Source organism: Rheinheimera pacifica (genome assembly GCF_900108485.1).
GTDB classification, from domain to species: domain Bacteria; phylum Pseudomonadota; class Gammaproteobacteria; order Enterobacterales; family Alteromonadaceae; genus Alishewanella; species Alishewanella pacifica.
In genome coordinates this window covers 41,291-55,115 of sequence record NZ_FNXF01000018.1, presented here as the reverse complement: position 1 = coordinate 55,115, position 13,825 = coordinate 41,291, and the positions used below count along the sequence as shown (strand labels likewise).

The 13,825-nt window shown below is 47.3% G+C and carries 18 protein-coding genes and 2 tRNA genes; 13 read left to right on the top strand and 7 right to left on the bottom strand.

Annotated elements, in window-relative coordinates; translation table 11 throughout:
* Positions 1-54: 54 nt before the first annotated feature.
* Complete coding sequence (locus tag BLW68_RS17920) at positions 55-249, bottom strand: PA3496 family putative envelope integrity protein (RefSeq protein WP_092796267.1); 195 nt, start codon at positions 247-249, stop codon at positions 55-57.
* A gap of 88 nt (positions 250-337) precedes the next feature.
* Positions 338-1,378, bottom strand: coding sequence for a glutathione synthetase (locus tag BLW68_RS17915; protein WP_092796265.1), 1,041 nt, complete (start codon positions 1,376-1,378; stop codon positions 338-340).
* A gap of 183 nt (positions 1,379-1,561) precedes the next feature.
* Here BLW68_RS17915 and BLW68_RS17910 point away from each other — a divergent pair, with 183 nt between their 5' ends.
* On the top strand, positions 1,562-2,146 hold the full coding sequence (locus BLW68_RS17910) for a glutathione peroxidase (RefSeq protein WP_092796263.1): 585 nt from the start codon (positions 1,562-1,564) through the stop codon (positions 2,144-2,146).
* Between the two features lie 181 nt (positions 2,147-2,327).
* On the opposite strand, the gene rnhA is transcribed toward BLW68_RS17910, so the two are convergent.
* A complete protein-coding gene (gene rnhA / locus BLW68_RS17905) occupies positions 2,328-2,804 on the bottom strand; it encodes a ribonuclease HI (protein WP_092796261.1) in 477 nt (158 codons plus the stop codon).
* A gap of 65 nt (positions 2,805-2,869) precedes the next feature.
* On the opposite strand from rnhA, the gene dnaQ reads away from it, so the two are divergent.
* The 5 genes from dnaQ (at position 2,870) to BLW68_RS17880 (ending at position 5,723) form a co-directional block, all read left to right on the top strand.
* Positions 2,870-3,571, top strand: coding sequence for a DNA polymerase III subunit epsilon (dnaQ, locus tag BLW68_RS17900; protein ID WP_092796259.1), 702 nt, complete (start codon positions 2,870-2,872; stop codon positions 3,569-3,571).
* The gene (locus tag BLW68_RS17895; protein ID WP_092796257.1) at positions 3,559-5,016 is read left to right on the top strand and encodes a TIGR03503 family protein; all 1,458 of its coding nucleotides are present in this window, start codon (positions 3,559-3,561) and stop codon (positions 5,014-5,016) included. The genes dnaQ and BLW68_RS17895 overlap by 13 nt, the downstream gene beginning before the upstream one ends.
* Positions 5,017-5,124: 108 nt before the next feature.
* Positions 5,125-5,201 (top strand) — tRNA-Asp (locus tag BLW68_RS17890).
* 28 nt (positions 5,202-5,229) lie between these two features.
* Positions 5,230-5,306: transfer RNA gene (locus BLW68_RS17885), tRNA-Asp, on the top strand.
* 198 nt (positions 5,307-5,504) lie between these two features.
* Positions 5,505-5,723, top strand: a complete 219-nt coding sequence (locus BLW68_RS17880) for a DUF6500 family protein (RefSeq protein WP_092796255.1) — start codon at positions 5,505-5,507, stop codon at positions 5,721-5,723.
* A 129-nt stretch (positions 5,724-5,852) separates the two neighbouring features.
* Here BLW68_RS17880 and BLW68_RS17875 read toward each other — a convergent pair whose 3' ends face one another.
* Complete coding sequence (locus BLW68_RS17875; protein WP_092796253.1) at positions 5,853-6,251, bottom strand: rhodanese-like domain-containing protein; 399 nt, start codon at positions 6,249-6,251, stop codon at positions 5,853-5,855.
* A gap of 119 nt (positions 6,252-6,370) precedes the next feature.
* Between BLW68_RS17875 and BLW68_RS17870 the strand changes: the two genes are divergently transcribed.
* From BLW68_RS17870 to BLW68_RS17860, 3 genes are all read left to right on the top strand, one after another.
* On the top strand, positions 6,371-7,306 hold the full coding sequence (locus tag BLW68_RS17870) for a helix-turn-helix domain-containing protein (protein WP_092796252.1): 936 nt from the start codon (positions 6,371-6,373) through the stop codon (positions 7,304-7,306).
* 316 nt (positions 7,307-7,622) lie between these two features.
* Entirely contained in the window at positions 7,623-8,330 is a 708-nt protein-coding gene (locus tag BLW68_RS17865; protein ID WP_092796250.1) for a DUF4386 domain-containing protein, read from the top strand.
* Entirely contained in the window at positions 8,327-8,875 is a 549-nt protein-coding gene (locus BLW68_RS17860; RefSeq protein ID WP_092796248.1) for a hypothetical protein, read from the top strand. Before BLW68_RS17865 ends, BLW68_RS17860 begins: the two co-directional genes overlap by 4 nt.
* Positions 8,876-8,938: 63 nt before the next feature.
* Here BLW68_RS17860 and BLW68_RS17855 read toward each other — a convergent pair whose 3' ends face one another.
* Positions 8,939-9,715 carry an alpha/beta hydrolase gene (locus tag BLW68_RS17855; RefSeq protein ID WP_092796246.1) on the bottom strand — a complete coding sequence of 259 codons (777 nt, stop codon included), beginning with the start codon at positions 9,713-9,715 and terminating at the stop codon, positions 8,939-8,941.
* Between the two features lie 194 nt (positions 9,716-9,909).
* Positions 9,910-10,527 carry a PEP-CTERM sorting domain-containing protein gene (locus BLW68_RS17850; protein WP_092796244.1) on the bottom strand — a complete coding sequence of 206 codons (618 nt, stop codon included), beginning with the start codon at positions 10,525-10,527 and terminating at the stop codon, positions 9,910-9,912.
* 598 nt (positions 10,528-11,125) lie between these two features.
* Here BLW68_RS17850 and BLW68_RS17845 point away from each other — a divergent pair.
* The 3 genes from BLW68_RS17845 (at position 11,126) to BLW68_RS17835 (ending at position 12,131) form a co-directional block, all read left to right on the top strand.
* Positions 11,126-11,404 (top strand): hypothetical protein, encoded by a 279-nt coding sequence (locus BLW68_RS17845; protein ID WP_092796242.1) that lies wholly within the window; start codon positions 11,126-11,128, stop codon positions 11,402-11,404.
* Between the two features lie 65 nt (positions 11,405-11,469).
* Complete coding sequence (locus BLW68_RS17840) at positions 11,470-11,784, top strand: helix-turn-helix transcriptional regulator (protein WP_092796240.1); 315 nt, start codon at positions 11,470-11,472, stop codon at positions 11,782-11,784.
* Positions 11,785-11,822: 38 nt separating this feature from the next.
* A complete protein-coding gene (locus BLW68_RS17835; RefSeq protein WP_092796238.1) occupies positions 11,823-12,131 on the top strand; it encodes an addiction module antidote protein in 309 nt (102 codons plus the stop codon).
* Between the two features lie 182 nt (positions 12,132-12,313).
* On the opposite strand, the gene BLW68_RS21175 is transcribed toward BLW68_RS17835, so the two are convergent.
* The gene (locus BLW68_RS21175; protein ID WP_177172284.1) at positions 12,314-12,478 is read right to left on the bottom strand and encodes a hypothetical protein; all 165 of its coding nucleotides are present in this window, start codon (positions 12,476-12,478) and stop codon (positions 12,314-12,316) included.
* A 402-nt stretch (positions 12,479-12,880) separates the two neighbouring features.
* Here BLW68_RS21175 and BLW68_RS17830 point away from each other — a divergent pair, with 402 nt between their 5' ends.
* Positions 12,881-13,819 (top strand): retron St85 family RNA-directed DNA polymerase, encoded by a 939-nt coding sequence (locus tag BLW68_RS17830; RefSeq protein WP_092796236.1) that lies wholly within the window; start codon positions 12,881-12,883, stop codon positions 13,817-13,819.
* Positions 13,820-13,825: the final 6 nt, after the last annotated feature.

Here is a 13,825-nt window from a genome sequence, read left to right as displayed (position 1 = left end):
GCCCCGGCTGGCACTACAGATAAAAAAAACGGGCGCTTAACACGCCCGTTTTTTTTATGCCTCTGTATCATCCAGATCCCAGTCATCCAGTAACTGACGCAAGCGTTTTTGCTCCAGCAGATCATCTATGCGCCGCCGGGCCTCCAGCTTTTGTTTTGCTTTTTGATCTTTTGATGATACATCTTTGACGATCTCAACTTCATCCGTTAAGTCATCCAGTTCAAAATCGTTGCTTTCTACCTGTGACATAAGCGCACCTCAGATTTTTTTTTGCTTATTTACCGAGATTTACCGGTTTTAAACAGTGAATTATTTTTTTACAGACGATAAAAATTTTTCAAATAACAGTTTCAGCATCACTCAGCAGTGGCCTGAACACCTGCTTACGTGGCGATAACTGGGTTTTACTGCTTACCATATGCTCAATAAAATCAATAACTTTCTCTTGCAGGCGCACGCTATTTAACCGGTTAATCCGGGCAATACCGCCAGGGCTCATTACATTGACTTCAATCAATTTGCCGTTAATTACGTCTATGCCAGCAAAAAATAAACCGTCGCGGGCAAGCTTAGGGCCTATATGAGCACACAAGCGTTTTTCCTGTTCGGTTAGTTGATGTTTAACCACAGTGCCGCCGGCATGCACGTTAGAACGTACATCATCTGCCGGCGGAATACGGCGCATAGCACCTATAGGTTTACCGTTTAGCATTAAAATACGGATATCGCCCAGTTCAGCGCCTTCAACATATTCCTGCAAAATAACGTAATTGCCGCGCTCGGTGTCGCCAATATAAAAATCCAGTAACGAGCGGGCGCTTTGCGCGGCAGATTTTTCCAGCAAAATAACGCCTTTGCCACCATAGCCATTTAGTGGTTTTAAAATCATTTTATCGTTGGGAGACTCTGCCAGCACCCGCGCCAGATAATCCTTGTTTTTTGATACATGCGTCACCGGAATAAACTCGTTGTCCGGATCGTGCAAGGACGCGGTATACATCTTGTTGTTGGCAATACGCACACCATCTAAATCATTCATAATAAAGGTGTCTTCGCGCACCGAGTCCAAAAAATTAAGCACTATCGGGTCTAGTGGCGGGTTTAACCGGATAAAAATGGCATCAAAGGCCGCTAACGGCAGCTTTTGCTGATTAAACTGCGCGTTACGATAAAAGCTGGCGATATTGCTGGATACTTTCTGGCCTTTAACAAACACTTTGCAAAACGCCTGGGCAATACTATCCCGCACGGTTAAGTTGGTAGCATGGGTAATGGCTACCGTATGGCCGCGGCTGACCGCTTCGTGGATCATCCGAATGGTGCTGTCGCCGTCTGGATAAACTTTGTCCCACGGGTACATTAAAAAACAAATGCGCATAGCGATCCTTGAGTAAGCTGTTCTGGCTTAGCATACGAGAGCCGCCAAAAAAAGGAAGCGGATGATAGCGGATAGCAAAAAAAACACACGTGAATTTTTATCGGTTTGGGCAAACAGATCGGCTTTAGGTTATGCTGCGTAACAGTTGTTGGCCTTAAGTGCGAACCCTACAGGAGATGAAAAATGAAAACATTACTAAGCGCCGTAGCCTTAGCTTGCGGTTTACTGGCTATGCCTGCTACGGCTAACCAGTGTGGTGAAATTCTCGGCCATTCTATGCAGCAGTTAAATACGCGTGAGAGCGTAGATTTATGCGACAGCTACAAAGGCAAAACCCTGCTGGTGGTGAATACGGCCAGTAAATGTGGTTTTACCAAACAGTTTGAAGGCCTTGAGGCTTTACATCAAAAGTATCAGGACAAAGGTTTAGTGATACTGGGGTTTCCGTCGGACAGCTTTATGCAGGAATATGACGATGCCGAAAAAACGGCAGAGGTGTGTTACTTAACTTACGGCGTAAAATTTCCGATGTTTGCCAGCTCTAAGGTAAAAGGCGATGATGCCAACCCGGTATTTAAAGCTTTAATTGCCAAAACCGGGGAAGCACCAAGCTGGAATTTTAATAAGTATCTGGTAAGCAGCGACGAGCAAACAGTAAAGCATTTCGGCAGCCGCACCGCGCCGGACGATAAAGCTTTTATCGCTGAACTGGAAAAAATGTTAGCCGCAAATGCCGGTACTGAAGCACCGATAAAAGCTGGCGAGTAGGGTGTAGGTCAACTGCTTAAGCGGGTGTAAAAGCTATTGCCTAATTAATTCGCCTATCCAGTCAACTGCGGCTGGAGCCTCGATTTGGTCATCACAGAGTGTCTGAGCGAACGCGCAAGCGGTAGCGAGTTGCTGTGATGAGCCAAGGCGAGTGTTGCAGCGCAAGCAGTTGACGATTTGATTAAGTTTTAGCGCTTAACTCAAACGCCGTATCTACAGTAGTGGGTTTCGCCTCTGCCGCGCTGCGGGCTAATACATCACAACGCTCGTTCTCCGGGTGGCCGGCATGGCCTTTTACCCAGTGCCAGTTAACTTTGTGGGCTGAGGCGGCAGTATCCAGCCGCTGCCATAAATCCTGATTTTTCACCGGCTGTCTCTGGCTGGTTTTCCAGTTATTACGCTTCCAGCCGGCCAGCCATTGCGTAATACCCAAACGCACATACTGGCTGTCGGTGGTTAAATCCACATCGCAACTATCTTTTAAACTCTCCAGCGCAACAATAGCGGCTAACAGCTCCATACGGTTATTGGTGGTAAGTTTGTAGCCGCCGCTTAACTCTTTGCGATGCTGTTTATACAGCAGCACAGCACCGTAGCCGCCCGGGCCGGGGTTACCCAGGCAGGAGCCGTCGGTATAGATCGCAACTGTTTTGCGCATAAAGCCTTTCCTCAAACCAAAACGGCGTATAATCTAACCCAAATGCTGTAAAAAACGAAACTGCCATGGCTAAAAGACAAATTATTCTCGACACTGAAACTACTGGTCTAAACCCCAAAGACGGCCACCGTATTATTGAAATAGGTTGCGTAGAGCTGATAAACCGGCGTTTTACCGGCAATAATTTTCATGTTTACATTAACCCCGAGCGGATTATTGACGCTGAAGCCGTTGCCGTGCACGGTATTACCAACGAGCGGTTAAAACATGAACCCAAATTTCGTGATATCGCCAGAAATTTTTATGACTATATTCATGGTGCCGAGCTGGTGATCCATAACGCTGCGTTTGACGTCGGCTTTATTAATCACGAGTTTTCCCTGTTGCATCCGCAACTGGCACCGGTTGGCGACTATTGCGCCATTCTGGATACCTTATTAATGGCGCGGGAACTGCACCCAGGCCAAAAGAACAACCTCGATGCACTGTGCCGCCGTTATGATATTAATAACAGCCATCGTACCCTGCACGGCGCTTTACTGGATGCTGAAATTTTAGCGGATGTTTATCTGCTGATGACCGGCGGCCAGGTAAGTTTAAACCTGGCAAACGAGCAAGACGGCACAGACGGCGACGGTGGCCCGGTGGCAATACAGCGCAGCGGCCGGTTAAAGGTGCTGCAGGCAACTGCAGAGGAACTGGCCGCGCATGAAAGCCGGCTGGATCTGGTACAAAAAAAGGGAGGCAGTTGCCTGTGGCGAAACTGATAGCAGCATTAGGTTTATTGCTTTGCAGCCTCCCGCTTAGCGCCATGCAAGACGCGCCGCCTGACGCTGTGGCTCCGGTAACAGAAGTCACAGAGGCTGTTGATGAGAAAACCCTGCACGAAAGTGGTTTTACGCTATTAAGTGATTTACCTACAAAAAACCAGATTTCGCTGTTTGATAACCGTTTTCGTATTGATGATAAAGTAGACGAAATTACCCTGCTGTTGTTTCGCCGCCGCGGCTCGGCATCTGTAGTGCTGGTAAAGCCGGATGGCAGCAAAATTCATTTTAATACTGCTGAAGCCCAGCAGGTGCGCTGGCATGACGCCAGCAGTTACGATTTAATTCAGATTAAAAACCCGATGCCGGGTCCCTGGCAGGCCATTGGCCGCCTGCTGCCTGAAAGCCGTATTATGTTGCTAAGCGACATTCAACTAAACGTAGAGCCGTTACCTACCAACCTGATGGTAGGCGAAACCGTTAAGATCACCGCACGCTTAACCAATGGCGATCAGCCTATTACAGCCAAAGACTTTAACGAAGTACTGGCGCTGGAAGTGATCTTTGTCAGCACCAATAATGCTGACTACGACAACTTTGGCCGCGGCGTGGTGCAGGTAGCGCAATTTCGTGATGACGGTAAAGGCTATGATGAGCGCTCCCGTGACGGCATTTTTACCGGCGAGTTTCAGCTAAAGTTTGTGGCCGGTGAATGGACGCCTAAATATATAGTGCGCACACCTTTATACACTCGTGAAGTAGAGCAGGCTCCCGTGGTTTTAAAGCCCGCGCCAATAGTAGCAGATATTACCGCAGCGGCTGCGCTGGCTGACGATAAACCTCAGCAGCAGGCTATACCGCATCAGGTGTTGTTTCGGGTAACCGACGATAGTGTGAATGCCGCGTCAGTGTTGCTGCAGGGCAGAGTACGTTATCCCAGTGGCGAGATAGAGTCGTTTGCGCTGAATGAGCCTGGCACCTCACCACGGGAGCTTAAACTGCATAACCGTGGCCATGGTAGCTACATTTTAGAGGTGGCCGCTTTTGGCGAGATGCAAGATGGCCGCGAATTTATGCTTAATTTGCCCGAAGTGAGTTTTGTGGTTAACCGGCCGGTATTAGACGCGCCGGTACTGGCAGATTTGCCGCAGAAAGTTAAAGATGAAATTGCCGCCGAGCAAGCCGAGCCTGTGCCTGAGTTTCCCTGGGGGTTGGTCATTGGTGCTAACTTATTTATTCTGTTTGGTGGTGGTTTTGCTATCTGGTTTGTAATGACAGACAAGAAATTAGCCGATTTACAGTTCTGGCGTAAAAAAGACGCCAAGGCTCAGCCCGTTGCGGCAACAGCGGAAAAAAATAAGCCTGCAACAGATAAAAACAGCACGAATGCACAAAAAAACAACGATATGGATGACATTCTGGATCTGACCTTACCGGATGATTAAGGATTAGGCAAAAGCGGCAAAAAAGGTGTTGACGGCCTTTCGGCTAATCCGTATCATTCCCGCCGCACTGCAGGATACCCAAACGAAATTCTGCAGCGCAATTGGTGCGGAGCGGTAGTTCAGTCGGTTAGAATACCGGCCTGTCACGCCGGGGGTCGCGGGTTCGAGTCCCGTCCGCTCCGCCACTAAGCCTTACACTGCTTGTCTGATTCCGGAGCGGTAGTTCAGTCGGTTAGAATACCGGCCTGTCACGCCGGGGGTCGCGGGTTCGAGTCCCGTCCGCTCCGCCACTTTAAGCCAGCATTAAGCTGGTTTTTTGTTTTTTTAGCCTGAGCAGTAGTTCAGCCGGTTGCTCTCTATTACAAGCTTAGCCGGCCTGTCATGCCAAAAGCCACAAAGCGCGCGGCCGAGTCCCGAAAGCTTTGCCATTTTAAGCCAGCATTACGCTGGTTTTTTGTTTTCTGCAGCAACATCATTATTGGTAGTCTATGCGCGATACGTTAAGAGAAAAGATTATTGCTGTTTGTGATAAAAAAATACTCACCAAAGGTGAAACCGTAGGGCTGTCTTTTTACGCCTTTTTTGCCAACCAAAATGACGACCCGGCGCTACTGATGGAAGCGGCTACCTGGTGGATCCAAACCCACCGCTTAGACCATTTTGAGAAAGCGTTAAAAATAAAGCAGCTGGTTATGGCCGGGCTTTGAAACGGCCTGCACGTGAGCAGCAAACGTCTCACCGACCAGGGCTAACCATCTTGCTTGTACATGCATAATACTCAATCCACCGGCATCGTCATGGCACAGTCTTGCAACTGTGCCGGCCTTATTACAACATCAGACATCACTGATAAGCTCAAAGCCTTCATCAATCCAGCCTGTTACGCCGCCTATCATTTTTTTGACCGCGCGGCCTAACCTAGCCAGCTTTACGGCGGCTTTCTCGGTCGCGTTGCAGTGCGGGCCGGCGCAATATACAACAAAAACGGTATCGTCAGGATAGCTGCTCAGGGTGGTTTCATTAATGGTTGGATAGGGCAGTAACGTAGCCCCGGCAATATAGCCTTTTTTTGCCGTATCTAATGAGCGCACGTCGAGCAGCACAAAGTCCTGCAGATTATGGTTAAGCGCATAGTGCACATCCCAACAGTCTGTTTCAAATGCCATTAAACGTTGAAAATGTGCCAGTGCTTCTGCGCTGGTGGCTGGCTTAGGTCTGACAACTGTTGAATGCATGTTTGGTCTCTCATCTCATGGTTTGGAGTCTGCATTATCAGTCGTGGCCGGATTTTGCGGAATTGTCTAAATAGACAATGTTCGATAATATCCAGACATAATTCATTTGAGATAGCAGCATGCGGGTAACCATACTATTAACCGAACAATTGTCATTATTTGAGCTAGGCTGTGCGGTAGAGTTATTTGCCATGCCGCGACCAGAATTTACCGACTGGTACCGTACGCAAATAGTTTCGTTGTCGAGCCAGCGCTACACCGGCCTGGCTGGTAGTACGCTGTTGTGCGACATGGTGGATACTCTGCCGCTGTCAGATTTGCTGGTTATACCCAGCTTTCCGGTTGGGGTAATACAACCTGAAGAAAAGTTAATTGCCGGGTTGCTTGAGCATCATCAACGCGGCGGCCGGATTATTAGCTTTTGCTCCGGCTCGTTTTTATTGGCCGCGGCGGGGTTATTAGATAACCGGGTTGCTACTACGCATTGGCGCTATGCCGAACAGTTTAAACAACGCTTTCCCCACATCCGTTACCAGGACAATATTTTGTACGAATATGACGGTATGGTTGGCTGTTCGGCCGGTAGCGCGGCAGGTATTGATTTGGGTATAGAGGTCATTCGCCGCGACTTTGGTTATCACCGTGCCAACAGTGTAGCCCGGCGCCTGGTGCTGCCCGCCCATCGTAGTGGTGGCCAGGCGCAGTTTGTTGAAAAGCCGGTTACCCTGACCAAAACCGGTATTTCACAAGCACTGGATTGGGCAACCAATAACCTTTCATCAGTAATAACCATTGATGACATAGCAAAAAAGGCCAGTATGACCCGGCGCACTTTTGACCGGCAGTTTAACAAGAACTACAACATAACAGCGCTGCAATGGCTAAGTGAGCGCAAGCTGGAAGTCGCCAAATCGCTGTTGGAAATTACCGACTTGTCTATTGATGAAATTGCAGCGCGCTCCGGCTTTGAAAATGCCGTAACACTGCGGCATAACTTCAGAAAATACCTGTCTATCTCGCCCATGCAGTATAAACGTACTTTTTGTGGCAGTTAGATATCAGTACTAAATCAGCAGCTCGTTAGTTTCCCCCGGCGCGCTTATGCGATTGCTGTAAGCAGTACCAATGTGGCGCTGTATGACGCCATCAGTATACCCGCTGAAGAATATTGAAATGTATCTCGCTTTTTCTAAAGCGGTTGATGATAAGGTCATACTTGACTGGCAGTGTACGCTGAACAAGGTGGTGCTGTTACTGCAGAAATACCTTGTAACAATAAGGCAGTAGGCAAAAACGGGTTTTCCGCGCAGCATCATGTCAGCCGCCGCCAGAGCGGTACCCAATTACTCCAGTTACAAGGATGCGTGAACGATGAGCTCAGCTACTGCTGTAGTGTCACAGCGCTATGTGCGTTTTGCCGGCTGCTGTTATTTATTGATAATCGGTTTAGGTCTGTTTTCTGAAACACAAGTGCGTGGCAGCCTGGTTGCCGCGGGCGATGCCGCTACTACCGCCGCACAAATTGGCGCTTCAGCACTGCTTTGGCGCAGCGGCATCGTGGCTGATCTCTGTATGCAGCTGTTAGACATCCCGATTATTGTGCTGTTTTATCTGTTATTTAAGCGGGTGAATGCCGCGCTTAATTTAACCGCCACCGGTTTTAACCTGATCCAAACCGCCGTACTGGTCGCCAATAAGCTTACGTTAATAGTGCCGCTGTTGCTGGCTGGCAGTGGCATGTATTTAACCGCGTTTTCTGCAGAGCAGCGCGACGCCTTAGCTTATGTGGCGATACAGCTGCACGGCTACGGTTTTGCCATTGGCTTACTGTTTTTTGCGCTGGCCTGTGTTATCCGCGGCTATCTGATTGTTAAATCGCAGCTATTTCCCAAAATACTCGGCCTGATGTTGGGCCTGGCCGGTGTCTGTTATCTGGTGAATACCCTGGCACTGCTGCTGGCACCTGATTTTGCCGGTAAGTTATTCCCTTGGATCATGCTGCCGGTGTTAGTCGGGGAGTTGGCACTTAGCCTGTGGATGATAGTAAAAGGCGCAAACGTTAAAGGGCTGGCACAATGAGCGCCTACCGGAGGGCCGTATTGTTGCCGCTGGTAGCCTTGCTGCTGGCAGCTATGCATCTGACGATTGAACATCTGTCCACTGGCGTGCAAAGCCATCATTTATTCAATGACGCCACGCTGCCGGCGATTTCAAACTGGTTTGAACTTATCACTTTGCCGCTGCTGGGTTTAGCGCTGGCAACCTATGCGCAGCGCCAACCGGCGCATATATCGCGCCTGGCGACAGTACCGGTCAGCTTATTGCCGGGGCTTATCGGCGCCGCCTGCTACGGTGCGGTGTTTGCCGCCAGTTTTGCGCTGGGCCAGATGACAATAACAACACTGCTGTTTTTCGGCTTACTGCCCTGTGCCGTGTTGTTTCCGCTTTACCGGCTGCACTATATCAGTGGCTTTGTCGTGGCGATGACGTTTACCTTCGGCGGCATACTGCCGCTGATGATAGCCGCCGCGTTAGCACTGCTGTCCTGGCTTAGCCGTTTTGTCATTGCAACTGTGGTAGCAGGTTGGCGTAAATACCGCACCGGGCCGGCAAAACCCGTATAAGGCGGTTTAAATTCTTTGCGCTGTTTAAGTTTAAGGTAAAAGTGGTAGCTGTTTTGAGGCTGGCTAATTTGATAATGCGGCTGAAGGTGTTGCAGTAGCAAGCCAGGCAGCAAGCTGGCTGGCCGCTAGTTCACTATTGTGGCTGCCGCTATAGCTTTTTACTCTGGCAATACCGGGCGCAAACGCCTGATACAGCGCCTCGCTGTGGGCCCGGCCGATAATTTCATCTTGTTCTGCCAGCAAGATCAGCGTGGGGCTGTAAATGCCAGGCGCATAGGCCACAGAGTTGTAGGTATCTTTTAGCAACCACTTAACCGGAAATAGCGGAAACTGCCGCCGTGCCAGGGCGCTAAGGCTGTCAAACGGGGTAATTAACACCAGTTGCGCTACCTTACGCTGTGCCGCCAGTTGCACCGCTACGCCAGAACCTAAGCTGCGGCCCAGCACAGTAATATCACTATGTTTAGTCTGCAGCTGGTCATATAGCGCCAGCGCATCCGCTACCAGTGCCTGCTCCGAAGGCTTGCCGGAACTGCCGCCATAACCACGATAGTGCATAAGATAAATAGCATGGTTGGGAAACGCCGCAGCAAACTCCGGCAAAGCCACACTAACATCCTCGGCATTGCCGCCAAAATACAGCAGCGCCTGGCTGGTTTCGCGCGGCTTTTGGCTTACCAGCACAGTGGCATCTGCTTGTTGCAGCAACAGCGGCTCGGTTGGCGGTAACTGTGCCGGCACGGGGAAATAAATCAACTGCCGCTGCAGCAGATACAGCAATAAACACAGCAGGCAATAGCCCGCCAGCACATAGCCTGTCAGAGTAAACAGCATACGCATGGTCTATCCGGCACCAGGTTAAAGGGTGTAAAGCAGCTTAGCGGATAGCAGGGTTAAAGCAAACGGCGATGAAGGTTGGTGAAAGTTGTACGTAGCCCAATCTGCGTTAGTAAAAAGGGTAAGAGTCATTGATTTTAAAAGAAAATAGTAATTGCAATAATATCAATGACTCTGCCCGCATTGCTTCGGCAAACTCAGAGGGGTTTGCAAGACGTGTTTTTGCGGCGAGCTAAGCGAATGCTAGCCAGACCCATTATCAGTAAGATTAGTGTTGAAGGTGCGGGAACTTCATCTGCATTTTGTTCTGCTAAGTTAATCACCAAGTTATTTACGACGTAGCCGCCGCAAACGCTGAACTCACAGTGGTAGTTCGACGTAAAGCGGTAAACTTCATTAGCAAGAAATGTTATCGGCGAAACAAATGAATTTGTGCCATTAGTTGACCCCTGAAAAAGATTGGAAATAGATACGCCATTGCCGACAAGTGTCACCCCAAGATCTTCTTCGTCAGTAAAGAAAAGCCGGTCATATTCACTCCAAACAACGTCTTGGTTGAACATCACATCAAAGGAGAGAGTGGTAGCAGAAGATCCGATAAAAAGGCCACGTTCGAAATACCAAAAACCTCTTCCATCAGCTTCGTTAACGGGATTAAAAAAGTCAGCAGTAAATGCCCCCTCGTCTAAAGAATAACTGAAACTGTTTGTACGGTGAATGGATGAGTCAAACACTATAATGGCTGCATTGATGCTACGTGAGGTAAAAGCTAACAAGAACGTAATGGTTAAAACAGCAAGATTGAAATTTTTCATAATCAGATAACCTAATTGTTTTAAAAAATGGCAATTGTTAATATGCAGTTATCTTGCCATAGGATTAAGTTGTTGATAATTAATTGGTCTTTGTATTTTAATTTTCTAAATTTTATCAACTGTAAAAAAATATGACAGTCTCTAAGGTGAAAGAAAGCGTGATTGGGGGGAGTGCCACTGCTTTTAAGCCGATAAACAATGACTGACGTGATAGTAAAAGCTTTTATCCTACAGCTCCAAGTTACCAGGTAAAGAGCCAATCAAGCGTAAATCAACATGCCAAATTTTCTCTGGCGGTGCTCGTTGCTGCATTTGCTTACGCAGTAGCTTTTTAGCTTGCTGCCAGCAAAGCATTACCTCTTTCCCCTCTTTTACTGAGCGCTAAGTTTCCAGCAAGGCCCTTCTTTGACGGCATTTGCTGTCTGCTGCAATGTCTGTTCGGAGTAAATAAGCTGCCTGAAGCGCAGCAACAGCGGTTGATAACTCAAACCACCAGCTGCTTAGTCGCGATCAAAATGCTATCCGTGGTTGCGGGTTGCGCAACTTGAGTCTAGAATATTCATGTCGCTGATAAAGACCGCGAACAAGGAGGTGACTATTGCGGGTAGTTGTTAAACCGGGAAAGGAAGCAAGTACAGCGGCAGCTATCAATAGCCTGTCCGCGCTTGCGCGGGAGGAAGTAACAGACGTAATTGATATTCTTGTTAATGCGATATCACTGCAGGAAGCCAAAGAGGTCTTGCTGGGCGATATGGTGTTAGAGGGCAACAGTTTCAGTGTGTCGATAAAGGAAAATTTTCAGTTTGTGGTAGCAGGACTGCTTGGGCAAAGTGAAGGCGAAGAAATGCTGCTGATAGAGCTTATACGCTGCGGCTAAGTTGTGTTTACACTAAGTGGGTTGCGTAATTTCAATGCACTTTATTTGCAAAGGTAATGAATGAAATGAAAAACAGTACTGAATTACTGACTAGTGAAAACCTGCGCGAGAAGGGCCTGATTGGCCCGCCAAAAGGGGCCGGCGCACATTTTAAACGCTATCTGCAGCGTAAAAACCTGACAGCTGCTGATGCCGCCCGCGATCTAAATGTAGCCAAATCTACCATCACCCGTTTTATCAACGGTGAAAGTGAGTTAAGCATTGACCTGGCTACCAAGATAAAGCGGGTTTATAACGCGCCGGTAGAGGTGTTTTTTCGAATTGACGCCCAGTACAAAGCCTATGTTGTTGCGCAGAATATTGCCAAATCAGTGGCGTAAACTGCTGTAGTCAAACGATATGGGCTGAGGTGTAGGTTATGGCTATTAAAACCATGCGCTGGAACAGCGCAGAGCATTTAAAAACTGACGAAGATATTCAGTTGTATCTTGAAGCCTGTATTGAAGAAGCGGGTGATGATCCGGCGTTTATTGTGCATGCGTTAGGTGTAATTGCCAAAGCGAAAAACATGAGCCAGCTGGCGCGTGATACCGGTATTAGCCGCGAAGGGCTGTATAAAGCTTTTTCGCCGGACGGTAACCCAACCTTTGCTACTGTTGCTAAAGTAGCCAAAGCGCTGGGGCTGCAAATTACTGTGCAAACAATCAATCACGCCCAGCCTGGTTAGGTCTACCTGGGCTGTCGGTTATCAATATCAGCAAAAGGCTTTGCCGATTTAAATGCTTGACGGTGTTTAAGTTTAAGGTAAAAGTGGTGGTTGTTCTAGGGCTGATATACCGGCAAGAGTATTCGGTGGCAAAAGGCAAGACCTGACCCTGAAGTTAAAGTCTGCCAAATTTTCGCTGGCGACTATGGTTGCTGCATTTGCTTGCGCAGCAGCTTTTTAGCTTGTTGCCAGCAAAGTATTATCTCTTTCCCTCCTTTTAAAGCACGCTCAGTTTCCAGCGAGGCGTGTTGATGCCACGCTGGTAAAATTTTTACTTCGTCGTCGGTATATAAATGTTGTTTATCCATCGACAGGCCCTTACTTGAACAAAGTGGCGGTACTCTAACGTAAAAATGGCAAACTCACTTGCTGCAAAAAGCAACCTCACCTTGTGACGGAAGTTTATTCCTGTATCAGCGAATGTAATTACGTCACTCTCATTGAATGCTTGCAGCGGTTGGTATAGACTTTTCGGGCTCTTTAGTGTTTTCAGGATTAGTCCTGCAAGGATTGATCTAGTTCGGCGTTGCGCCGAACTCTAAATTATTGGGCAGATTTGCGGTTGCGGAACAAAATTTTTGAGCCTCAATTCGTAGTTCGTCCCTCACTTCGCCTTTCGGATCAAAAATTTTGTTCCGCGGCTAACTAGTAAAGAGCGTTCCAGCGATGCAGGTATTCCTGCATCGCAATTTTACTTTAAAGAAGTCAGAATGAAATCAGGAATATACGGAATACTTAAGGCTGAATTCTGTGATTTTGACGCGTTTCTTAGCTCGAAACCACCACTCCACTATAAAGTATATAAAATTCCTAAAAGGACAATAGGTTTCAGAACTATTGCGCAACCTACACCTACCCTAAAAAAAATTCAAAAGACTTTGGTGGGATTAATAGAGCCGCACGTTAAAATTCACCCCAACGCAGCGGCTTACAGAATAGGTAAGGGCGTAAAAGAAAATGCATTATCACATGTAAACTCGAGTTACTTGCTGAAGGTTGATTTAGAAAACTTTTTCAATAGTATTACACCTCATATGCTATTTAAGACACTTAAGCAACAACACATAGAGATAAATGATGTTGATAAATACGTTTTAGAGCAAATTTTTTTTTGGAATAGATCGAGAAGAAAAAATGGACGCCTGATACTGAGTATTGGAGCTCCTAGTTCACCATTTATATCAAATGTAATAATGTCAAAATTTGATAATGATATTTCAATAATATGTGATAAGAAGGGGGTTTCTTACACTAGATATGCTGATGATATGACTTTTTCGACAAAAGAGAAAGACGTGATTTTTAGTGTCATGGCGGACGTAAGAAGATTGTTGCGAAATAATTTTAGTAACAAAATGAATGTTAATGAGTTAAAGACAATATTCTCTTCGAAGGCCCATAACCGCCGAGTGACTGGTGTTACACTTACTAATGATAATAAAATTTCAATCGGTCGAGATAAGAAAAGATATATATCAGCGCTTACTCATAAGTTCAAGTTTGGCAAGTTAGACATATCTGACATATATCATCTTAAAGGTTTAATATCTTATGCAAGACATGTCGATGTTGGATTTATTCGCAAGCTTCAAAAAAAATACGGGGTAACGACATTGGAATTAATAAATAAATACTCCTCTGAAGGCTGAAATGGT